This window comes from Delftia sp. DT-2 (assembly GCF_028401915.1).
Taxonomy (GTDB): Bacteria; Pseudomonadota; Gammaproteobacteria; order Burkholderiales; family Burkholderiaceae_C; genus Comamonas; species Comamonas tsuruhatensis.
Genome location: NZ_JAQOTI010000002.1, coordinates 392245 through 411765 on the forward strand (window position 1 = coordinate 392245; position 19521 = coordinate 411765).

The window sequence follows — 19521 nt, forward strand, 5'->3', positions numbered from 1 at the left end:
CGCACCCTGAGGAACCGCTCCCATGCCGCGCCGCTATCTGCTCAGCCGCATCGCCCAGGCCGCCCTGGTGCTGTGGGCGGCCTTCACGGTCTCGTTCATCCTGCTGCAGCTGCTGCCGGGCGATGCCGTGCTGATCAAGTTCCTGAACCCCGAGCTGGGCCTGGGCCCGCAGGAGATTGCCGACATCCGCGCCGCCTACGGCTCGGACCAGCCCGTGTGGCAGCAGTACCTGCACACGCTGGGCCAGTTCCTCACGGGCCATTTCGGCTATTCGCTGCAGGCCGGCGTGCCGGTGAGCCAGGGCCTGGCCACCAGCCTGCCGCCCACGCTCAAGCTCGCGGCTCTGGGCTTTGCCGCAGCCGCGCTGCTGGCCGTGGCGCTGGCGGCGGCTGCCAGCCTGGCGCCCTTTGTCTGGCTGCGCAACGCGCTGTATTCGCTGCCCTCGGTCTTTGTCTCGGTACCCGTGTTCTGGCTGGGGATCATGCTGATCCAGGTGGTGTCGTTCCGCCTGGGCTGGATCGCCGTGATCAATCCCGGCCCCTGGGAAGGACTGGTGCTGCCCACGCTGACCCTGGCCGTGCCGATCTCGGCGCCGCTGGCCCAAGTGCTGCTGCGCAATATCGACGCCGTGCTGGCCCAACCCTTCGTGGCCGTGGCACGGGCCAAGGGCGCCTCGCGCCGCTGGGTGCTGCTGCGCCATGTGGCACGCAATGCCCTGCTGCCCACGCTGACCATTGCCGGCGTGCTGTTCGGCGAGCTGCTGGCCGGCGCCGTGGTGACGGAGGCCGTGTTCGGCCTCAATGGCCTGGGCACGCTGACCCAGCAGGCCGTGGGCAACCAGGACACGGCCGTGCTCCAGGCCGTGGTGGTCGTCTCGGCCGCCGCCTTCGTACTCATCAACCTCGCCGTGGACCTGCTGTACCCGCTGCTTGATCCGCGCCTGCGCCATTCCGTGGAGAACCGGCCATGAACACTGCCGTCTCAAGCGCTCTTTCCCCGGCCCTGGATGCCCAGGCCGCGCCCGCCACTCCTACTCCCATTCCCACGGCGCTGCCAGCGCCGTCCCTGGCCCCTGCGCCAGCCGCCCCGCGCCGCAGCTTCGCCTTGCCGGCCCGCCTGCAACCCCTGAAACGCCTGCCACCCACGCTGGCCCTGGCCTGGCTGGTGATTGCCGTGGCCGCACTGTGGGCGCTGGCGCCCGGCTGGTTTGCCCACCAGAACCCGATCGCGGGCCAGGCCGGCCAGCAGCTGCTGGCGCCCGGCGCCGCGCACTGGCTGGGCACGGACGCGCTGGGGCGCGACCTGTGGGCGCGCGTGGTGCATGGCGCCGTGCATTCGCTGTCGGGCGCCTTCGTGGCCGTGGGCGTGGGCCTGGCCGTGGGCACGCTGATCGGCCTGCTGGCCGGGGCCACGGGCGGGCGCACGGAAGATGCGCTGATGCGCCTGGTCGATGTGCTGCTGGCCGTGCCTTCGCTGCTGCTGTCGCTGACCATCATCATCGTGCTGGGCTTTGGCACCATCAACGCGGCCATTGCCGTGGGCGTGGTCTCGGTGGCCAGCTTCGCGCGCCTGGTTCGCTCGGAGGTGGTGCGCGTGCGCCGCTCCGACTACGTGGAGGCCGCTTTCGGCAGCGGCGGGCGCTTTGCCGCCGTGCTGTGGCGCCATGTGCTGCCCAACTCGCCGACCTCGGTCATCGCCATGGCGGCGCTGCAGTTCGGCTCGGCGATCCTTGCGATTTCCACGCTGGGTTTTCTGGGCTACGGCGCGCCGCCGCCCACGCCCGAATGGGGGCTGCTGATCGCCGAGGGCCGCAACTACATCGCCACCGCCTGGTGGCTGACCACAGCGCCGGGCCTGATCGTGGTGGCCGTGGTGCTGGCGGCCAACCGCATCGCCACGGCCTTCGCACGGAGGCCTGCATGAGCGCCGCCATCGAGGAACGCATCCACGCCGCACCAGCGGTGGCAACCACCGCCCCCGTGCTCGAAGTGCAGGACCTGGCCGTGGCCTACCGCGATGCCGCAGGCCAGGCACAGCGCGTGGTGCACGGCGTGTCGTTTTCCGTGGCGCAGGGCGAGGTGGTCGCCCTGGTCGGCGAATCGGGTTCGGGCAAGACCACCACGGCCCAGGCCGTGATCGGCCTTTTGGCCGACAACGGCCACCGCGAGCACGGCAGCATCCGCCTGCAGGGCACCGAGGTCTCGGGCTGGCCGGCCGCACGCTGGAACGCCATCCGCGGCCGCGTGGTCAGCCTGGTGCCGCAAGACCCCACCATGTCGCTGAACCCCGTGCGCACGGTGGGCGACCAGGTGGGCGAGATCCTGCGTATCCACGGACTGCGCGACCGCACGGCCGTGGAGGCACGCGTGCTGGAGCTGCTGGCCCGCGTGGGCCTGTCCCAGCCCGCGCTGCGCGCACGCCAGTATCCGCACGAACTGTCGGGCGGCATGCGCCAGCGCGTGCTGATCGCCATCGCCATCGCGCTGCGGCCCGCCCTCATCATTGCCGACGAGCCCACCAGCGCGCTGGACGTGACCGTGCAGCGGCGCATCCTGGACCTGATCGACGCGCTGCGCCGCGAGACCGGCACGGCCGTGCTGCTGGTCACGCATGACCTGGGCGTGGCGGCCGACCGCTCGCACCGCCTGGTCGTCATGCAGGGCGGCCGCATCCAGGAGCAGGGCCCCACGCTGGAGCTGCTGCGCAATCCGCAAAGCGCCTATACGCGGCGGCTGCTGGCCGATGCGCCTTCGCTGGCGCCCGCGCCGCGCCGCACGCCCAGGCCCGCCACGGCCGATGACTGGGCCATCGAGGTCGAGGACCTGGTGCACGAGTTCGCGGCGCCTGGCCATGCCTCCGCCCACGGGCGCGGCATCTTCCGCGCCGTGGACGGCGTGTCGCTGCGCGTGCGCCGGGGCAGCACGCATGCCATCGTGGGCGAGTCGGGCTCGGGCAAGACCACCACCATCCGCGCCATCGTGGGCCTGGGCCGGCCCACGGCGGGCCGCATCCGCATCGAAGGCACCGAGGTCACGGGCCTGCGCGGCGAGGCCCTGCGCCAGCTGCGCCGCCGCGTGCAGCTGGTCTACCAGAACCCGTTCAGTTCGCTGGACCCGCGCCAGAGCGTGTTCGACATCATCGAGGAGCCCCTGCTGAACTTCGACCCGCTGCCGGCCGATGAGCGCCGCCGGCGCGTGCACGACATGCTGGAGCGCGTGGGCCTGCCGGCCGCCGTGCTGCCGCGGCGCCCGCATGCGCTGTCGGGCGGCCAGCGCCAGCGCGTGGCGATTGCGCGCGCCCTGGTGCTGCAGCCGCAGGTGCTGGTGCTGGACGAGGCCGTATCGGCCCTGGACGTGACCGTGCAGGCGCAGATCCTGGCCCTGCTCGCCCAGCTGCAGCAGGACCTGGGGCTGACCTATCTCTTCATCTCGCACGACCTTGCCGTGGTGCGCCAGATTGCCGACACGGTATCGGTGCTGCGCGCGGGCCGGGTGGTGGACGCGGGCAGCGTGGAGGAGGTGTTCCAGCGCCCCACCAGCGACTACACACGCGAACTCATGGACGCCATTCCCGGCAAAAGGAGCATTGATTTTGTCCCTCACCCCGCCTGATACCAACCGTGGCCACGGCTCCCGCACCGGCCCGCGCCTGGGCTTCTTCAGCCGCCTGCTCGACGATGTGCCGGCCGGCGAGCGCTACCGCCTGGTGGCCGAGCAGATCGCCCATGCCGAGGCCCAGGGCTTCGACTCGGCCTGGGTAGCCCAGCACCATTTCCATGAAAGCGAGGGCGGCCTGCCCTCGCCCTTCGTCTTCCTGGCCCATGTGGCGGCGCGCACGCGGCGCATCCGCATCGGAACGGGCGTGATCACGCTGCCGCTGGAAAACGCGCTGCGCGTGGCCGAGGATGCGGCAGTGCTGGACCTGCTGACCGGCGGCCGCCTGGAGGTGGGCCTGGGCACGGGCGGCACGGCCGAATCCTTCGAGGCCTTTGGCGTGCAGAGCGCCGAGCGCGGCGCCGTCTTCGCGCGCAACTTCGGCGTGCTGCAGGACGCCTGGGCCGGGCGCGCGCTGGCCGGTGGCGTCCACCTGTACCCGGCCGCGCCGCAGCTGCTGGAGCGCGTCTGGCAGGCCACGTTCTCGGCCGAGGGCGGCGCGCGGGCCGGGGCCAACGGCGACGGCCTGATGCTGTCGCGCACCCAGCCACGGCCCGAAGGCGCGCCGCAGGCCACGCTGTCTGAGATCCAGAACCCCATCATCGACGCCTACCTTGCCCGCCTGCCCGCGGGGCGGGCGCCGCGCATCCTGGGCTCGCGCACGCTGTTCGTGGCCGACCGCCGAGACGATGCGCTGCGCTGGGCCGAGGCCGGCCTGCGCCGCGTGGCCCGGCGCCATGCCGCCCAGCCCTCGCAGTGGGCGGCCCGCGTCGATCCGCAGGCGCCGCTGGCCGATCTCATCGCCGCCTACGACGTGCATGTGGGCACGCCCGACGAGGTCATCGCCTCGCTGCGCGCCGACACGGCGCTGGCGCGCGTGAGCGACATCGTCTTCCAGGTGCATTCCATCGACCCGCCGCACGACGCCATCCTGCGCTCCATCGAGCTGACGGCCGCCCATGTGGCACCAGCCCTGGGCTGGCGCCGTGCAGATCTGCAGGCACCCTCTTCCCTCCCCGCAGCCCGGGCCGGACTGCTGCAAGCCGCATGACCATGAACACCACCGTACAGCCCCGTTTTCCGGACGACGTCATCGACCACCTCGCCGGCATCACCCCCGGCAGCGCCCTGGACCGCGTGCGCCGCCACCGCACCGAGGCGCGCACGCAGGCCCAGCAGAGTTTTGCCGCCCTGTTCACGCCCGCCGAGCCCGTGCCCGGCACGGTCTCGCTGCGCGAGCGGCTGGCCCTGGCCGCCTTCACGGCCGGGCTGCATGGCGAGCCGCGCAGCGCCGCCTTCTATGCGAAGGCACTGGCGGCCGAAGATGCGGAACTGGCTGCCGCCGTGGCATCCGAAGTCGTGCGGGGCCGTGCACAAAGCCTTCAGCCCGGCAGCGGCCCGCACGGGCCGTACGGCCGCTACCCGGCAGGCCCGCTGAGCCGCGAAGACCAGAGCGGCCCCGCCTATGCCGTGGACCCGGCCCATGCCGCGCTGCTGGGCGCGCGCCTGGCCGCGGCGCTGGCCCATGCGCACCTGCTGGCCTACCACCCGCGCGACGCCAGCGCCGGGGCCCTGCAGGCGCTGCAACAGGCGGGCTGGAGCGAGACGGACATCGTCATCGTGTCCCAGCTGGCGTCCTTCCTGTCCTTCCAGATCCGCGTGGTCGCGGGGTTGCGCGTGCTGACTGCACGCCCCGCGTCCCCGGCAGCCCATCAACCCACCCTGCAAGCCCAGCCATGACCTCAACGAACTCCGCCGCTCCCCAGGTCTTCACTCAGGAACAGCTCGACTGGCTGCCATGGATTGAGCCGCTGGACGAAAGCGAGCTGACCGAACGCCACCATGCAGGCCTGGTCGATGCCTCACGCGCGCAGTCCCCCTACTTCCGCCTGCTGGCGCGCGACCCCGACACGCTGGGCGCACGCACGCGCACCGACAAGGACATCTTCTACAACCCCGACGCCGGCCTGCCGCGTGCCGAGCGGGAGCTGGCGGCCGCTGCCACTTCGCGCGCCAATGGCTGCATCTACTGCGCCTCGGTCCATGCGCGCTTTGCCACGCACTTCTCGCGCCGGGGCGGCGACGTGCAGCGCCTGCTCGACGAGGGTCCGGGCACGGACCTGGGACCGCGCTGGAACGCCATCGTCACGGCGGCCGTGGCGCTGACCCAGACGCCGCCTGCGCTGGAGCCCGCCCACATCGATGCGCTGCGCGCCGCCGGCCTGGACGATGCCGCCATCTCCGATGTGCTGCACGGCACGGCCTTCTTCAACTGGGCCAACCGGCTCATGCTGTCGCTGGGCGAGCCACGGACCACCGCATGAGGGCGGCCGCCCTCACCACAGGCCCAGCAGCTTCCACCAGACACTGCCGACCACGGCAAAGACCAGCAGCTCGATCACGCACATGGCCGCGCCCACGCGCCACCAGTTGCCCAGCGTGACGTAGCCGCTGCCGAAGATGATGGGCGAAGTGCCGGTGGCGTAGTGGGTCAGCGTCATCATGATGGCCGAGCCGGCCGTCATCATCAGCATGAAGGGCACGACATAGTCGGCAGGAATCAGCTGGGCGCCCACGGTCAGGAAGGCCAGCATCATGGCGCTGATGTGGGCCGTGGTGCTGGCGAACAGGTAGTGCGAGAACACGAACACGCCCACCAGGATGGCCGCCACCGGCAGCCAGTCCAGGCCGCTGGCGACGATGGCGTTCTTCATGCCCACGGCAAACCAGGACACCACGCCCAGCTTGTTGAGCTGCTCGGCCAGCATGACCAGGGCGCCGAACCACACCAGCGTGTCCCAGGCGCTTTTCTCGGACAGCACGTCATCCCAGTCGATGGTGCCCGTGATGATCAGCACGAACAGGCCCAGGAAGGCGACCACCGTCGGGTCCAGCGTGAAGGCAGGCCCGAACAGCATCTGCGGCACGTTGGCCCACAGCAGCAGCATCAGGCCGAAGGTGCCCAGCATCACGCGCTCCTTGCCCGACAGCGGCCCCATGCGTGCCATCTCGCTGCGCGCGTACTCCACGGCATTGGGCGTGGCCTTGAGTTCGGGAGGCGACAGAAGGTAGATCACCAGCGGCATCAGCAGCAGGCACAGCAGGCCCGGCAGCAGCATGTACAGCGCCCAGGTGGTCCAGCTCAGGTGCAGGGCCTGGCCCGTGGCCTTGGCCACGAAGTCCACCACCAGCGGATTGGGCGCCGTGGCGGTCAGGAACATGGCCGAGGTGATGGGATTGGCGTGGTAGTTGACCAGGGCCAGATAGGTGCCCACCTTGCCCTGCGTACCCTTGGCCGGGTCCGACTCGAAGGCATTGGCGATGGACTTCATGATGGGGTGCACGATACCGCCGCCGCGCGCCGTGTTGCTGGGCGTGAACGGTGCCAGCACCAGCTCGCAGATCGCCAGGCCGTAGCCGATGCCGATGGTCCGCTTGCCCAGCAGCGCGATGAACATCAGTCCGATGCGGTTGCCCAGCCCCGTCTTCTTGAGGCCGCGCGAGATCAGGATGGCCACCACGATCAGCCAGATCAGCGGGCTGGAAAAGCTGCTCAGCGCATCGGTGACTGCGCCCTTGGACGAGCCAGACGTGACCTGGGACAGCGAGACGATCACGATGGCCATCAAGGCCATCACGCCAATGGGCATGACCTTGAGGATGATGGCCACGATGGTGGTCAGGAAAATGGCCACCAGCTGCCAGGCCTTGGGCGTCAGCCCCTCGGGCACGGGCACCAGCAGCAGCCCGAACAGCACGGCGGTGGCGATCAGCGCCGGCACCAGCCGGAACGGCACGGCCGACTTGAAGTAGCGGAACAGCGAGGCAATCTTCTCGAGCATGTGGATCCTTTGCGTTGCCGGAGCGGCGCCGAGAGAGCATGGCCTGCCGGGAGCAAAAGCCCACCAGCCTGCACGGGCACTGGCGGCCGCGCCGCATGACTGACATCATGATGCAGTGCAGCATGAGCCCGGCTTCCAGCGGGCGCCTGCGCCACCGAAGTTTGACAGGCATCAAGGCCGGGCCAGTAAACCTGGCGACCCAGGCCACCGAGCCCCGCTCACATGACAGCATCCCCAGACCGGGTGCCTTTCGCCCCGGTGTACCCATGCAGTGAAAAAAGGAGAAAAGCCGACATGCCAGCCAACCGATTCTTGCCCGAGGAATGGGAATGCCGGCTCCAGGAGATCGACCTGGAGATCGCCCGCCACGCCGTCATCTGCAAGATCCCGCTGCTGCAGGCCGGCGTGGTGGAGCGCGTGCTGGCCGATGACGCCAGCGTCTGCGGCGGCGACCACGAGGCCGCTTTCAAGACCCTGCGCGGCCTCTTGTACATGCATTACACCGAGCTGCTGCACATCAGCGAGGTGCTCAGCCCCGATGCCGCCCAGGAAATCGCCCACCGCGTGCGCCTGCGGCTGGGCCAGCGCATCGGCAACCAGCTGGGCGGCTGATGCCGGGCTGTCTGCCTGGCCTTTGCCCTGGCGCGAGGGCATGAAAAAAGGGCTACGACAACTGTCGTAGCCTTTTTCAATTTGGTTGCGCGAGAAGGATTTGAACCTCCGACCTTTGGGTTATGAGCCCAACGAGCTACCAGACTGCTCCATCGCGCGGTATTCCAAAATTATAGCAGATTATTCAGCTGCCTTGGCTTCGGCGGCGCCTTCTTCAGCGCGCTCGACCAGTTCCACGAAGGCCATGGGGGCGTTGTCGCCCACGCGGAAGCCCATCTTCAGGATACGGGTGTAGCCACCAGGACGCTTTGCGAAGCGGGGGCCCAGCTCGTTGAAGAGCTTGGTCACGCTGTCGCGGTCGCGCAGGCGGTCGAATGCCAGGCGGCGGTTGGCAACGGTGTCGACCTTGGCCAGGGTGATCATGGGCTCGATCACGCGGCGCAGTTCCTTGGCCTTGGGAACGGTGGTCTTGATGGCTTCGTGCTCGATGAGCGAATTCATCATGTTCTTCAGCATCGCCAGGCGGTGCGAAGAGGTGCGATTGAGTTTGCGGAGGCCGTGACCGTGACGCATGGTGCTTTATTCCTAAAATATGTAATTAGGGCTTGCGCAAACAAGGATGCAAGCCTGGACCCGTTACCGGATCTGCAGCTTGCCTCAACCGAATTTGCGCAAGTTGTTGATTAATTCGGGCAGCCGTATCAGGTACTGCCCGAGGCACTGAGGCTCTCCAAAAAGGAGAGCCCGCAATTATAGTGCTTAGCGCTTTTCCAGGCCAGCAGGCGGCCAGTTCTCCAGCTTCATGCCCAGCGTCAGACCGCGGGAAGCCAGGACTTCCTTGATCTCGTTTAGCGACTTGCGACCCAGGTTGGGGGTCTTGAGCAGCTCGTTTTCGGTACGCTGGATCAGGTCGCCGATGTAGTAGATGTTCTCTGCCTTGAGGCAGTTGGCCGAACGCACGGTGAGTTCCAGCTCGTCCACGGGACGCAGCAAGATGGGATCAAAGGCGGTTGCGGCACCACGGCCACCGGCCGGAGCATCGAAGACGCTGGCGATATCGCCGCCGTCCAGCTGAGCGAACACGGCGAGCTGTTCCACCAGGATCTTGGCGGAGGCGCGCACGGCGTCCTCGGCAGTGATCGCACCATTGGTTTCGATCTCCACCACCAGCTTGTCGAGGTCGGTGCGTTGTTCAACGCGGGCCGATTCGACGGCGTAGCTCACGCGCTTGACGGGCGAGAACGAAGCGTCCAGCACAATGCGGCCGATCGACTTCGTGGACTCGTCGCCATAGCGGCGCACATTGCCGGGCACATAGCCGCGGCCCTTCTCGACCTTGATCTGCATGTCCAGCTTGCCGCCTTGCGACAGGTTGGCGATGACATGATCAGGGTTGATGATTTCCACGTCGTGGGGCGTCTGGATGTCGCGCGCCGTCACGACGCCTTCGCCATCCTTGCGCAGGGAGAGCGTGACCTCGTCGCGGTTGTGCAGCTTGAACACCACACCCTTGAGGTTCAGCAGGATGTTGACCACATCTTCCTGGACACCGTCAATGGACGAGTACTCGTGCAACACACCAGCAATCGTCACTTCCGTCGCTGCGTAACCCACCATGGACGAGAGCAGGACACGGCGCAGGGCATTGCCCAGCGTATGGCCGTAGCCACGCTCAAACGGCTCCAGAACAACTTTGGCGCGATTGTGGCCAAGCTGCTCGACATTGATCGTCTTGGGCTTCAGCAAATTGGTTTGCATGCAGACTTCCTCTCAATACCCCCGGCTCGTTACACCGGTAAGGCTGGTGAAGCACCCCAGCGCGATGCCTCGCGGCTGGGGGACGGTTTTACAGAAATGTCGCTGCGCGGAATTAACGCGAGTACAACTCAACGATCAGGGATTCGTTGATGTCTGCACCGAACTCGTCGCGGTCAGGCGACTTCTTGAACGTGCCTTCAGCCTTGTCGGCCGACACTTCCACCCATGCGGGGAAACCGACTTGACCAGCCAGTTGCAGGGCTTCGACGATGCGGGCCTGCTTCTTGGACTTTTCACGTACCGCGACCACGTCACCCACCTTCACCATGTAGGAAGGGATGTTGACGGATTGGCCGTTGACCGTGATGGCCTTGTGCGACACCAGCTGACGCGCTTCCGAGCGGGTCGAGCCGAAGCCCATGCGGTACACCACGTTGTCCAGACGCGACTCCAGCAGCGACAGCAGATTGGCACCGGTGTTGCCCTTCTTCTTGTCGGCGGCTTCGAAGTAGCGGCGGAATTGCTTTTCCAGCACGCCGTACATGCGCTTGACCTTCTGCTTTTCACGCAGCTGCAGGCCGAAGTCGGAAGTACGCTGACCGGAAGTGCGGCCGTGCTGACCGGGCTTGGTGTCGAACTTGGACTTGTCGGCGATCGAGCGACGTGCGCTCTTCAGGAACAGGTCAGTGCCTTCACGGCGGGAGAGTTTGGCCTTGGGGCCGATATAGCGTGCCACTTGATTTCCTTTGTGTCATCTGCCGTGCACAAGCACGGGAGCCGCCCGCGATGTTACACATCTGGGCGGCGGTGGGCTTGGTGAAAAAGCTTAGATACGACGGCGCTTTTGAGGGCGGCAGCCGTTGTGGGGAACCGGCGTCACGTCCGCGATGGAAGTGATGCGGATGCCCAGGGCGCCCAGGGCGCGAACCGAGGATTCACGGCCGGGACCGGGACCCTTGATTTCGACGTCCAGGTTCTTGATGCCCTGTTCGATGGCAGCACGACCAGCCACTTCCGAAGCCACCTGGGCAGCGAAGGGAGTCGACTTGCGCGAACCCTTGAAGCCCTGGCCACCCGACGAGGCCCACGACAGAGCGTTGCCTTGGCGGTCGGTGATGGTGATGATCGTGTTGTTGAACGAAGCGTGCACGTGGGCAATGCCGTCCGAAATGTTCTTACGGACTTTCTTGCGAACGCGCTGTGCAGCGTTGTTTGCGGGAGACTTAGCCATAGTGATCTTTCAATCTCTTTATTTCTTCAAAGCCGCGGCACCCTTGCGCGGACCCTTGCGGGTACGTGCATTCGTGCGGGTACGCTGACCACGCATGGGCAGGCCACGACGATGACGGAAACCGCGATAGCAACCGATGTCCATCAAACGCTTGATGTTCATCGTTGTTTCGCGACGCAGATCACCTTCCAGCGTCAGGGAAGTCAGCTGATCGCGGATCTTTTCCAGATCGCCGTCAGTCAGTTCCTTGATTTTCTTGGAATATGCGATGCCAGCGGCTTCGCAGATCTTGCGTGCAGTGGTGCGACCGATCCCATAGATAGCGGTCAGGCCGATTTCAGCGTGCTGATGCGGCGGGATGTTAATGCCAGCGATACGTGCCATTATTCGTCCTCAAACTTTCCTATCAACCCTGGCGCTGCTTGTGGCGCTGGTCCGTGCAGATCACTCGCACCACACCCTTGCGGCGGATGATCTTGCAGTTACGGCAGATTTTTTTGACCGAAGCCGAAACTCTCATTTCATTCTCCTAAAACTCTACATCCGTTACGGCCTATCGACCGGGAAACATGCCCGCGATGGATAGATCGAATGGGCGTCTACTAACTCTTACTGGACCCGCCGGCACCGCCGGCCAGGCCCATCACTTAGTTCAATTGCCAAGTGTCGCTTTGAAGTTCGCCTTTTTGAGGAGCGATTCGTACTGTTGCGACATCATGTAGTTCTGCACCTGGGCCATGAAGTCCATGGTCACCACCACAATAATCAGCAGTGATGTACCACCGAAGTAGAACGGGACGTTGTACTTCAGGATCAGGAACTCGGGCAACAAGCACACGAATGTGATGTACACCGCACCAGCCAGGGTCAGGCGAACCAGGATCTTGTCAATGTAGCGGGCCGTCTGGTCACCGGGACGGATCCCGGGGATGAAGGCACCACTCTTCTTCAGGTTGTCGGCGGTTTCCCGGCTGTTGAACACCAGGGCCGTGTAGAAGAAGCAGAAGAAGATGATGGCGGTGGCGTAGAGCATCACATAGATCGGCTGACCGGGGGTCAGCGTGCTAGCAATGTCCTTCAGCCAGCGCATGGATTCCCCTGCACTGAACCAGTTCACAACGGTCGCCGGCAGCAAGATGATCGAGGAAGCGAAGATGGGAGGAATGACCCCCGCCATGTTCAGCTTCAGCGGCAAGTGCGAAGACTGACCGCCATACACCTTGTTACCCACCTGACGACGCGCATAGTTCACCAGGATCTTGCGCTGTCCCCGCTCGACAAACACGACGAAGTACGTCACGGCTGCCACCACGAGAACGATGAAGATCGCGGCCAGGATGCTCATGGCACCGGTGCGCACCAGCTCCAGCAGACCACCGATGGAGCTCGGCAGACCTGCGGCGATACCTCCAAAGATGAGGATCGAGATGCCGTTGCCCAGACCACGTTCCGTGATCTGTTCACCGAGCCACATCAGGAACATGGTGCCGGCCGTCAGGCTGACCACCGCCGTGAGGCGGAAGCCGAAACCGGGGCTCAGAACCAGACCTGCGGAGCTTTCCAGAGCCACGGCAATTCCCAGGGACTGAAAAATCGCCAGGCCCAGAGTGCCATAGCGGGTGTACTGGGTGATCTTGCGACGACCCGATTCACCTTCCTTTTTCAGCTGCTCGAATGTAGGGACCACATAGGTCATGAGCTGCATGATGATCGATGCCGAGATGTACGGCATGATCCCCAGTGCGAACACCGTGAAGCGCGACAGCGCCCCACCCGAGAACATGTTGAACAGATTGAGAATGCCGCCCTGCTGGCCATTGAACAGCTGCTGCAGCTGCGCTGGATCGATGCCCGGCACGGGGATATGAGCCCCGATGCGGTAAACGACCAGCGCGAGCAACAGAAAAACCAGACGGCGGCGAAGATCGCCGAATTTTCCGGTTTTTGCAATTTGAGCTGCGCTAGTAGCCACGGATGTCTTCTTTCAGATCATTAATCAGGCGATGCTGCCGCCGGCAGCTTCGATGGCAGCCTTGGCGCCGGCGGTAGCGCCGATGCCGTTGAGCTTGACAGCCTTGCTGATTTCACCGCTCTTGATGATCTTGACCACCTTTGCGATTTCACCAACCAGACCGGCTTGCTTCAGAGCTGCCAGATCGACTTCGGCCAGGCCCAGCTGTTCCAGAGCGGACAGGGTCACTTCTGCGTTGAACTTCAGCAGATGCGACTTGAAGCCACGCTTGGGCAGACGGCGCTGCAGAGGCATTTGACCGCCTTCGAAGCCCACCTTGTGGTAGCCACCCGAACGCGACTTCTGGCCCTTGTGACCACGGCCGGCAGTCTTGCCCAGGCCGGAGCCGATGCCGCGGCCGACACGGCGCTTGGCATGCTTGGCACCTGCTGCAGGCTTGATGCTATTGAGTTCCATCATCAATCCTTTCAGAGGACTTTGACCAGATAGCTGATCTTGTTGATCATGCCGCGCACAGCAGGCGTGTCCTGCAGTTCGCTGATGCTATTCAGCTTGCGCAGGCCCAGGCCACGGACGGTGGCGCGGTGCGATTCCTTGGTGCCAATGGGGCTGCGCACCAGTTGCACCTTCACGGTTTGTTGCGTTGTCATGTGATTGACTCCGATCAGGCGGTGAAGATGTCTTCAACCGACTTGCCGCGCTTGGCTGCCACTTCCGAAGGGGTCGTGGAGTTCTTCAGAGCGTCAAAAGTCGCGCGGACCATGTTGTAGGGATTCGACGAGCCATGGCTCTTGGCCACGATGTCGGTGATGCCCAGCACTTCGAAGACGGCGCGCATCGGGCCGCCGGCGATGATGCCGGTACCCTTGGGAGCGGGGTTCAGCATCACGGATGCTGCGCCATGCTGACCCATCACGGTGTGATGGATCGAGCCGTTCTTCAGGGACACCTTGATCATGTTGCGACGGGATTCTTCCATCGCCTTTTGCACGGCTGCAGGCACTTCCTTGGACTTGCCCTTGCCCATGCCAACACGGCCATCACCGTCGCCAACCACGGTCAGTGCAGCGAAGCCGAGGATACGACCGCCCTTCACAACCTTGGTGACGCGGTTCACCGCGATCATTTTTTCGCGCAGACCGTCGTCACGACCTTCGTCTTGCACCTTGGGAGAAAACTTTGCCATTTCTATCCGCTCCGCTTAGAACTGCAGGCCGGCTTCACGAGCGGCTTCTGCCAAAGCCTTCACGCGGCCGTGGTATGCGAAACCAGCGCGATCGAAAGCCACTTTCTCCACGCCTGCAGCCTTGGCCTTCTCGGCAATGCGCTTGCCGATCAGCGTAGCGGCAGCCACGTTGCCACCCTTGCCGATGGCGCCCAGTTGGGTGCGCACTTCGGCTTCGGCAGTCGAGGCCGAAGCCAGCACCTTGGTGCCGTCTTCCGACACCACGCTTGCGTAGATGTGGAGGTTCGTACGGTTCACGCTCAGACGTGCCACGCCTTGCTGTGCAATGCGGATGCGGGTCTGGCGGGCACGACGGAGACGCTGCTCTTTCTTGGTCAACATAATGCAGCTCCTTACTTCTTCTTGGTCTCTTTGATCACGACCTTCTCATCCGAGTAACGGATGCCCTTGCCCTTGTAGGGCTCGGGAGGACGAACGGCACGGATCTCAGCAGCCAGTTGGCCAACGGCCTGGCGGTCAGCACCCTTGACCACGATTTCCGTGGGCGTGGGGGTGGCAACAGTGATGCCGGCCGGCATTTCGAAGTTCACCGGGTGCGAATAGCCGATCGCGAGGTTCAGCTTGGCGCCAGAGGCCGAAGCCTTGAAGCCCACGCCGACCAGCGACAGCTTCTTCTCGAAGCCCTTGCTCACGCCCACCACCATGTTGTTCACCAGCTGACGCATGGTGCCGCTCATGGCGTTGGCTTCGCGCGAGTCGTTGACGGGCTCGAAAGACAGCTTGCCTTCGTTGTTGGAGATCTTCACCAGAACGTTCTGGGCCAGCGACAGCGTGCCGCCGGTGCCCTTCACATTGATCTGGTCAGCCTTGATGGACACATCCACGCCTGCGGGGATGGCCACGGGAGTCTTTGCTACGCGAGACATTTCAGTATTTCTCCTTAATGTCCGTTAGGCCACGTAGCACAGCACTTCGCCGCCCACGCCGGTGGCGCGTGCCTTGCGATCCGTCATCACGCCCTTGGGAGTGGTGACGATGGCCACGCCCAGACCGTTCATGACCTGGGGGATTGCGTCGCGGCCCTTGTACACGCGCAGGCCGGGACGGCTCACGCGCTCGATGCGCTCGATCACCGGACGGCCGGCGTAGTACTTCAGGGTAATTTCGAGTTCGGACTTGCCAGCGTCGGTCTTCACTTGGAAGCCGTCGATGTAGCCTTCATCCTTCAGCACCTGGGCGATGGCAACCTTGACCTTGGAGGAAGGAGCCGTCACGGTGGTCTTGGAGACCATTTGTGCATTGCGGATGCGGGTCAGCAAGTCAGCGATGGGATCACTCATGCTCATGTTTAATCTCTCCTGCTTGCTTACCAGCTGGCCTTGGTGACACCGGGGATGTCGCCAGCGAAGGCCAGTTCACGGATCTTGGCGCGGCCCAGACCGAATTGACGGAAGGTGCCACGGGGACGACCCGTGATCTCGCAGCGGTTGCGCTGGCGAGTGGGGTTCGCGTTACGGGGCAGCTTCTGCAGGCCCAGGCGAGCGGCGTCGCGCTCTTCGTCGCTGCGCTTTGCGTCAGCGGCGATTGCCTTCAGTTCTGCGTACTTGGCAGCGTACTTGGCCGCCAGCTTTTCGCGCTTGAGTTCGCGCTGAATCAATGCAACTTTAGCCATGCGCCACCTCAGTTCTTGAAGGGGAAACGGAAAGCGGCGAGCAGTGCCTTGCACTCGTCGTCGGTCTTTGCCGTAGTCGTGATGCTGATGTTCAGACCACGCAGAGCGTCCACCTTGTCGTACTCGATTTCGGGGAAGATGATCTGTTCCTTGACGCCGACGTTGTAGTTGCCGCGACCGTCGAACGAACGGCCGGAGATACCACGGAAGTCACGCACGCGGGGCAGAGCCACGGTGACGAAACGATCCAGGAATTCATACATCTGAACGCCACGCAGGGTCACCATGCAGCCGATGGCCTGGCCTTCGCGGATCTTGAAGCCGGCGATAGCCTTCTTGGCCTTGGTCACCACGGGCTTCTGACCAGCAATCTTGGTCAGGTCGGCCACGGCGTTGTCCATCACCTTCTTGTCGGCCACGGCTTCGCTCACACCCATGTTCAGGGTGATCTTGGTCAGGCGGGGCACTTCCATGGTGGAGGTGTAGCCGAACTTTTCCTTCAGTTCAGCCGCGATCTTTTCGCGATACAGTTTTTGCAGTCGTGCCATGTGTTACCCCTTAGGCCGCCTTGATTTCGGCGCCGTTGGACTTGAACACGCGAACGCGCGTGCCGTCGGCTTGCACCTTGATGCCCACGCGATCGGCCTTGCCGGTCGCTGCATTGAAGATGGCCACGTTGGATTGGTGGATAGGCATGGCCTTTTCCACGATGCCGCCGGTGGTGCCCTTCATGGGGTTCGGCTTGACGTGCTTCTTCACCAGGTTGATGCCGTCGATCAGCAGGTGGGAGTCGTCCTTGCGAGCCGAGACCACGCCTTGCTTGCCCTTGTCACGGCCGGTCAGCACGATGACTTGGTCGCCCTTGCGAATCTTGTTCATGGTGCTTCCTTTAGAGAACTTCAGGTGCCAGGGACACGATCTTCATGAACTTTTCGTTGCGCAGTTCACGAGTCACGGGGCCAAAGATGCGGGTGCCGATAGGCTCCAGCTTGGCGTTCAGCAGCACGGCGGCATTGCCGTCGAACTTGACGAGCGAGCCATCAGCGCGGCGAATACCCTTCGCCGTGCGCACCACGACCGCGCTGTAGACCTCGCCTTTTTTGACGCGTCCACGCGGTGCAGCTTCCTTGATGCTCACCTTGATGATGTCACCAACACTCGCATAGCGACGATGAGAACCGCCCAGCACCTTGATGCACTGAACAGACTTCGCGCCGGTGTTGTCGGCAACCTCTAACCGAGATTCTGTTTGGATCATTTCAATATTCCCAACTTGCTCCAGCAAACACCCGACAGCCCCAGAGTCTTCTCAAGGGCCGCGAGCAGCCAGTCAGTCTTGGGCCCGTCGTCCACGCCGAAAACCATTTCTCGGCGCTTCCACTGGGCAGATAACTTCACGATTTTCACGTGAAGCATGGGATTGTCCCAGAAATTCCTTTGCGCGTCAAACCCTTAGCGACTTTTCCCGCCCCTGCCCGGCAGCGTTGCGCAACGCCCACAAGGGCGCCGGCAACCGAGGGGCCGCCCGGGCCTCCCGATCGGCCCATGCCACCGGAGACGCCCATAAAAAAGCCGAGCCACGCGGGCTCGGCAAAGGGTGGCAGACTCAACGCAATTGTTGGCTGCGGACGGACCGCGCCGACGACGGCACAGACCGCGCAGCGGCTTTGGGGCCACCGCGTCGGGCTTGGGCGCGGCCCTTGCCCTGCGGAAAACGCACTTTCAAGCGCTTTCTTTCTTGCTTCCCTCCCTCGTCAGCCTTGTGCTGGCTGCTGTTCACTGGCACTAAAGCTGGGCGCCATGAACCGCATTCTCATTCATAAAACCAATCGAGTAAACATATTCATCAATTTTGACAATCACGCGTGGCGCAAGCGTCTTACGCAGAAAGCACAACGCCCTGCGTTGCAGGGCGTTGTGCATGGAGATGGACAGGATCAGGCAGGCAGGTACTGCGCCGCCAGCGGCATGAAGTCCGCCAGGCCGGCGTCGTGTCCCAGCTCCTCCTGGAGGATGGCCGCCACGCGCGGGGCCACTTCGGCGGCCTTGCGCGCGTCGAGGAACAGCAGGCGGCTGCGGCGCGCCAGCACGTCTTCCACGGTGCGCGCGTACTCGAAGCGCGCGGCAAAGCGCACCATGGCTTCGTTCAGGCCGTCGGCCAGCCATTCGTCGTTGCCCGGCAACGCCTGCACCGCCGAGGCTTCCGTGCCGTAGGAATGCAGGCCCTGGATCTGGTTCATGCGGTGGTGCACGGCGGACTCGGCCGGGGCGCCGGCCAGCGGCAGGCGGGCCGTGACACCCCCGGGGCGGTGCGGCAGGCGGCCGATGGCAAAGCATTCGGAGAGCACGTCTTCGGCCATGGCGCGGTAGGTGGTCCACTTGCCGCCCGTGACGGTCACCAGGCCGGTGCGGCTGGACATGACGGTGTGCTCGCGGCTGATCTTCTTGGTGTTTTCGCCATCGTCGTCCTGGGGCTTGACCAGCGGGCGCAGGCCCACCCACATGCTGCGCACGTCGGCCAGCGTGGGCTGGCGCGTGAGGTAGCGGCCTGCCTCGGTGAGGATGAAGTCCAGTTCTTCGGGGAAAGGCAGGGGTTCGCGCGCCAGGTCGTTGCGCGGCGTGTCGGTGGTGCCCAGGATGACCTTGCCCAGCCAGGGCACGGCAAAGAGCACGCGGCCATCGGCCGTCTTGGGCACGAGCAGGGCATGGTCGCTGGGCAGGAAGTCGCGGTCCACGACCACGTGCACGCCCTGGCTGGGCGCGACCATGGGCTTGACGGGACGGCCCTGGGCCTCGGCGTCCTGCTGGCGAAACAGGTCCACCCAGGGGCCGGTGGCGTTGACCACGCACTTGGCGCGCAGCGTGAAGCGCTGGCCGGATTCCGAGTCTTCGCAGATCAGGCCGGCGACCTTGCCGCCTTCGTGCAGCAGTTCACGTGCGGGGCAGTAGTTGACCAGCAGCGCGCCCTTGGCAGCGGCCGTGCGGGCCAGCGCCAGCGCCAGGCGGGCATCGTCGAACTGGCCGTCCCAGTATTTGACGCCGCCCTTGAGGCCCTGCTGCCGCACGGTGGGCAGGCACTTCACGGTGCTGGAGCGCGAGAGGAATTCCGTGGCGCCCAGGCCTGCCTTGCCGGCCAGCGCGTCATACATCTTGAGGCCGATGCCGTAGAACGGCGTGTCCAGCAGCTTGTAGGACGGCATGACGAAGGCCAGCGGCTGCGCCAGGTGGGGCGCGTTGTGCAGCAGCGTGGTGCGCTCATGCAGCGCTTCCCGCACCAGGGCGATGTTGCCCTGCGCCAGGTAGCGCACGCCGCCATGGACCAGCTTGGTGGCACGCGAGGACGTGCCCTTGGCGAAGTCATGCGACTCCACCAGCACGACCTTGAACCCACGCGCCGCCGCGTCCAGGGCCACGCCCAGGCCGGTGGCACCGCCGCCGATGATGGCCAGATCGTAGGTTTCAGGCTGGGCCAGGCGTTCCAGCAGGGCGGCGCGGCCGGTGGGCAGAGGGGAAGCAGCGAGGGACATGGATCTTCGACGAAGGAATGTGGGGCAAGTTAACAGGGCGCCATGTAGCCGCCATGTCAGCACCCGGG

At 64.8% G+C, this 19521-nt stretch carries 26 protein-coding genes and 1 tRNA gene; 7 read left to right on the forward strand and 20 right to left on the reverse strand.

Annotation, left to right across the window (positions count from 1 at the left end; translation table 11 throughout):
• Nucleotides 1-22: 22 nt before the first annotated feature.
• From PO605_RS04275 to PO605_RS04300, 6 genes are read left to right on the forward strand one after another with little or no spacing between them, the layout of a single operon-like run.
• A complete protein-coding gene (locus PO605_RS04275; protein WP_047473056.1) occupies nucleotides 23-970 on the forward strand; it encodes an ABC transporter permease in 948 nt (315 codons plus the stop codon).
• Entirely contained in the window at nucleotides 967-1923 is a 957-nt protein-coding gene (locus PO605_RS04280; RefSeq protein WP_272206133.1) for an ABC transporter permease, read from the forward strand. The genes PO605_RS04275 and PO605_RS04280 overlap by 4 nt, the downstream gene beginning before the upstream one ends.
• Complete coding sequence (locus PO605_RS04285; protein ID WP_272206134.1) at nucleotides 1920-3611, forward strand: dipeptide ABC transporter ATP-binding protein; 1692 nt, start codon at nucleotides 1920-1922, stop codon at nucleotides 3609-3611. The genes PO605_RS04280 and PO605_RS04285 overlap by 4 nt, the downstream gene beginning before the upstream one ends.
• Complete coding sequence (locus tag PO605_RS04290) at nucleotides 3592-4704, forward strand: putative FMN-dependent luciferase-like monooxygenase (RefSeq protein ID WP_272206135.1); 1113 nt, start codon at nucleotides 3592-3594, stop codon at nucleotides 4702-4704. Before PO605_RS04285 ends, PO605_RS04290 begins: the two co-directional genes overlap by 20 nt.
• Entirely contained in the window at nucleotides 4701-5393 is a 693-nt protein-coding gene (locus PO605_RS04295) for a CMD domain protein (RefSeq protein WP_016449183.1), read from the forward strand. Before PO605_RS04290 ends, PO605_RS04295 begins: the two co-directional genes overlap by 4 nt.
• On the forward strand, nucleotides 5390-5977 hold the full coding sequence (locus PO605_RS04300) for an alkylhydroperoxidase domain protein (RefSeq protein ID WP_016449182.1): 588 nt from the start codon (nucleotides 5390-5392) through the stop codon (nucleotides 5975-5977). The genes PO605_RS04295 and PO605_RS04300 overlap by 4 nt, the downstream gene beginning before the upstream one ends.
• A 12-nt stretch (nucleotides 5978-5989) precedes the next feature.
• On the opposite strand, the gene PO605_RS04305 is transcribed toward PO605_RS04300, so the two are convergent.
• Complete coding sequence (locus tag PO605_RS04305) at nucleotides 5990-7495, reverse strand: DASS family sodium-coupled anion symporter (protein ID WP_272206136.1); 1506 nt, start codon at nucleotides 7493-7495, stop codon at nucleotides 5990-5992.
• Between the two features lie 294 nt (nucleotides 7496-7789).
• Here PO605_RS04305 and PO605_RS04310 point away from each other — a divergent pair, with 294 nt between their 5' ends.
• Entirely contained in the window at nucleotides 7790-8107 is a 318-nt protein-coding gene (locus tag PO605_RS04310) for a hypothetical protein (RefSeq protein ID WP_016449180.1), read from the forward strand.
• An 82-nt stretch (nucleotides 8108-8189) separates the two neighbouring features.
• Here the strand turns inward: PO605_RS04310 and PO605_RS04315 are convergent.
• The 19 genes from PO605_RS04315 to PO605_RS04405 form a co-directional block, all read right to left on the reverse strand.
• Nucleotides 8190-8266 (reverse strand) — tRNA-Met (locus PO605_RS04315).
• Nucleotides 8267-8287: 21 nt separating this feature from the next.
• On the reverse strand, nucleotides 8288-8680 hold the full coding sequence (gene rplQ / locus PO605_RS04320; RefSeq protein ID WP_012202979.1) for a 50S ribosomal protein L17: 393 nt from the start codon (nucleotides 8678-8680) through the stop codon (nucleotides 8288-8290).
• Between the two features lie 186 nt (nucleotides 8681-8866).
• A complete protein-coding gene (locus PO605_RS04325; RefSeq protein WP_012202978.1) occupies nucleotides 8867-9865 on the reverse strand; it encodes a DNA-directed RNA polymerase subunit alpha in 999 nt (332 codons plus the stop codon).
• Nucleotides 9866-9977: 112 nt separating this feature from the next.
• Nucleotides 9978-10601, reverse strand: a complete 624-nt coding sequence (gene rpsD, locus PO605_RS04330) for a 30S ribosomal protein S4 (protein ID WP_012202977.1) — start codon at nucleotides 10599-10601, stop codon at nucleotides 9978-9980.
• 90 nt (nucleotides 10602-10691) lie between these two features.
• Nucleotides 10692-11096 (reverse strand): 30S ribosomal protein S11, encoded by a 405-nt coding sequence (gene rpsK, locus PO605_RS04335; RefSeq protein WP_012202976.1) that lies wholly within the window; start codon nucleotides 11094-11096, stop codon nucleotides 10692-10694.
• Nucleotides 11097-11114: 18 nt separating this feature from the next.
• Nucleotides 11115-11480 (reverse strand): 30S ribosomal protein S13, encoded by a 366-nt coding sequence (gene rpsM / locus PO605_RS04340; protein WP_012202975.1) that lies wholly within the window; start codon nucleotides 11478-11480, stop codon nucleotides 11115-11117.
• Between the two features lie 22 nt (nucleotides 11481-11502).
• Entirely contained in the window at nucleotides 11503-11616 is a 114-nt protein-coding gene (gene rpmJ, locus PO605_RS04345; protein WP_003050535.1) for a 50S ribosomal protein L36, read from the reverse strand.
• A 132-nt stretch (nucleotides 11617-11748) separates the two neighbouring features.
• Nucleotides 11749-13068 carry a preprotein translocase subunit SecY gene (secY, locus tag PO605_RS04350; RefSeq protein WP_012202974.1) on the reverse strand — a complete coding sequence of 440 codons (1320 nt, stop codon included), beginning with the start codon at nucleotides 13066-13068 and terminating at the stop codon, nucleotides 11749-11751.
• A 24-nt stretch (nucleotides 13069-13092) separates the two neighbouring features.
• On the reverse strand, nucleotides 13093-13524 hold the full coding sequence (rplO, locus tag PO605_RS04355; RefSeq protein ID WP_016449179.1) for a 50S ribosomal protein L15: 432 nt from the start codon (nucleotides 13522-13524) through the stop codon (nucleotides 13093-13095).
• Between the two features lie 11 nt (nucleotides 13525-13535).
• The gene (gene rpmD / locus PO605_RS04360; RefSeq protein ID WP_012202972.1) at nucleotides 13536-13718 is read right to left on the reverse strand and encodes a 50S ribosomal protein L30; all 183 of its coding nucleotides are present in this window, start codon (nucleotides 13716-13718) and stop codon (nucleotides 13536-13538) included.
• 14 nt (nucleotides 13719-13732) lie between these two features.
• Nucleotides 13733-14254 (reverse strand): 30S ribosomal protein S5, encoded by a 522-nt coding sequence (gene rpsE, locus PO605_RS04365; RefSeq protein ID WP_016449178.1) that lies wholly within the window; start codon nucleotides 14252-14254, stop codon nucleotides 13733-13735.
• Between the two features lie 15 nt (nucleotides 14255-14269).
• Complete coding sequence (gene rplR / locus PO605_RS04370) at nucleotides 14270-14635, reverse strand: 50S ribosomal protein L18 (protein WP_012202970.1); 366 nt, start codon at nucleotides 14633-14635, stop codon at nucleotides 14270-14272.
• An 11-nt stretch (nucleotides 14636-14646) separates the two neighbouring features.
• Nucleotides 14647-15180, reverse strand: a complete 534-nt coding sequence (rplF, locus tag PO605_RS04375) for a 50S ribosomal protein L6 (RefSeq protein WP_016449177.1) — start codon at nucleotides 15178-15180, stop codon at nucleotides 14647-14649.
• A 24-nt stretch (nucleotides 15181-15204) separates the two neighbouring features.
• A complete protein-coding gene (rpsH, locus tag PO605_RS04380) occupies nucleotides 15205-15600 on the reverse strand; it encodes a 30S ribosomal protein S8 (RefSeq protein ID WP_016449176.1) in 396 nt (131 codons plus the stop codon).
• Nucleotides 15601-15620: 20 nt separating this feature from the next.
• A complete protein-coding gene (gene rpsN / locus PO605_RS04385) occupies nucleotides 15621-15926 on the reverse strand; it encodes a 30S ribosomal protein S14 (RefSeq protein ID WP_012202967.1) in 306 nt (101 codons plus the stop codon).
• 8 nt (nucleotides 15927-15934) lie between these two features.
• Nucleotides 15935-16474: a 50S ribosomal protein L5 gene (gene rplE / locus PO605_RS04390; RefSeq protein ID WP_016449175.1), complete on the reverse strand. Its 540-nt coding sequence runs from the start codon at nucleotides 16472-16474 to the stop codon at nucleotides 15935-15937.
• Nucleotides 16475-16484: 10 nt separating this feature from the next.
• Nucleotides 16485-16805 (reverse strand): 50S ribosomal protein L24, encoded by a 321-nt coding sequence (gene rplX / locus PO605_RS04395; protein ID WP_016449174.1) that lies wholly within the window; start codon nucleotides 16803-16805, stop codon nucleotides 16485-16487.
• A 10-nt stretch (nucleotides 16806-16815) separates the two neighbouring features.
• Entirely contained in the window at nucleotides 16816-17184 is a 369-nt protein-coding gene (gene rplN, locus PO605_RS04400; RefSeq protein ID WP_016449173.1) for a 50S ribosomal protein L14, read from the reverse strand.
• 679 nt (nucleotides 17185-17863) lie between these two features.
• The gene (locus PO605_RS04405) at nucleotides 17864-19453 is read right to left on the reverse strand and encodes a glycerol-3-phosphate dehydrogenase/oxidase (RefSeq protein WP_016449171.1); all 1590 of its coding nucleotides are present in this window, start codon (nucleotides 19451-19453) and stop codon (nucleotides 17864-17866) included.
• Nucleotides 19454-19521 lie beyond the last annotated feature (68 nt).

What these genes read in the sequence shown, in the direction of transcription:
- rpsN (WP_012202967.1), bottom strand. Translation starts at nt 15,926, where the DNA reads ATGGCTAAAGTTGCATTGATTCAGCGCGAACTCAAGCGCGAAAAGCTG.
- PO605_RS04305 (WP_272206136.1), bottom strand. Translation starts at nt 7,495, where the DNA reads ATGCTCGAGAAGATTGCCTCGCTGTTCCGCTACTTCAAGTCGGCCGTG.
- rpsH (WP_016449176.1), bottom strand. Translation starts at nt 15,600, where the DNA reads ATGAGCATGAGTGATCCCATCGCTGACTTGCTGACCCGCATCCGCAAT.
- PO605_RS04280 (WP_272206133.1), top strand. Translation starts at nt 967, where the DNA reads ATGAACACTGCCGTCTCAAGCGCTCTTTCCCCGGCCCTGGATGCCCAG.
- rpsK (WP_012202976.1), bottom strand. Translation starts at nt 11,096, where the DNA reads ATGGCTAAGTCTCCCGCAAACAACGCTGCACAGCGCGTTCGCAAGAAA.
- rplO (WP_016449179.1), bottom strand. Translation starts at nt 13,524, where the DNA reads ATGGAACTCAATAGCATCAAGCCTGCAGCAGGTGCCAAGCATGCCAAG.
- rplN (WP_016449173.1), bottom strand. Translation starts at nt 17,184, where the DNA reads ATGATCCAAACAGAATCTCGGTTAGAGGTTGCCGACAACACCGGCGCG.
- PO605_RS04310 (WP_016449180.1), top strand. Translation starts at nt 7,790, where the DNA reads ATGCCAGCCAACCGATTCTTGCCCGAGGAATGGGAATGCCGGCTCCAG.
- rplE (WP_016449175.1), bottom strand. Translation starts at nt 16,474, where the DNA reads ATGGCACGACTGCAAAAACTGTATCGCGAAAAGATCGCGGCTGAACTG.
- rplR (WP_012202970.1), bottom strand. Translation starts at nt 14,635, where the DNA reads ATGTTGACCAAGAAAGAGCAGCGTCTCCGTCGTGCCCGCCAGACCCGC.
- rpmJ (WP_003050535.1), bottom strand. Translation starts at nt 11,616, where the DNA reads ATGAGAGTTTCGGCTTCGGTCAAAAAAATCTGCCGTAACTGCAAGATC.
- rplQ (WP_012202979.1), bottom strand. Translation starts at nt 8,680, where the DNA reads ATGCGTCACGGTCACGGCCTCCGCAAACTCAATCGCACCTCTTCGCAC.
- rpmD (WP_012202972.1), bottom strand. Translation starts at nt 13,718, where the DNA reads ATGACAACGCAACAAACCGTGAAGGTGCAACTGGTGCGCAGCCCCATT.
- PO605_RS04300 (WP_016449182.1), top strand. Translation starts at nt 5,390, where the DNA reads ATGACCTCAACGAACTCCGCCGCTCCCCAGGTCTTCACTCAGGAACAG.
- PO605_RS04295 (WP_016449183.1), top strand. Translation starts at nt 4,701, where the DNA reads ATGACCATGAACACCACCGTACAGCCCCGTTTTCCGGACGACGTCATC.
- PO605_RS04275 (WP_047473056.1), top strand. Translation starts at nt 23, where the DNA reads ATGCCGCGCCGCTATCTGCTCAGCCGCATCGCCCAGGCCGCCCTGGTG.
- rplX (WP_016449174.1), bottom strand. Translation starts at nt 16,805, where the DNA reads ATGAACAAGATTCGCAAGGGCGACCAAGTCATCGTGCTGACCGGCCGT.
- PO605_RS04285 (WP_272206134.1), top strand. Translation starts at nt 1,920, where the DNA reads ATGAGCGCCGCCATCGAGGAACGCATCCACGCCGCACCAGCGGTGGCA.
- PO605_RS04325 (WP_012202978.1), bottom strand. Translation starts at nt 9,865, where the DNA reads ATGCAAACCAATTTGCTGAAGCCCAAGACGATCAATGTCGAGCAGCTT.
- rpsM (WP_012202975.1), bottom strand. Translation starts at nt 11,480, where the DNA reads ATGGCACGTATCGCTGGCATTAACATCCCGCCGCATCAGCACGCTGAA.
- rplF (WP_016449177.1), bottom strand. Translation starts at nt 15,180, where the DNA reads ATGTCTCGCGTAGCAAAGACTCCCGTGGCCATCCCCGCAGGCGTGGAT.
- PO605_RS04405 (WP_016449171.1), bottom strand. Translation starts at nt 19,453, where the DNA reads ATGTCCCTCGCTGCTTCCCCTCTGCCCACCGGCCGCGCCGCCCTGCTG.
- rpsE (WP_016449178.1), bottom strand. Translation starts at nt 14,254, where the DNA reads ATGGCAAAGTTTTCTCCCAAGGTGCAAGACGAAGGTCGTGACGACGGT.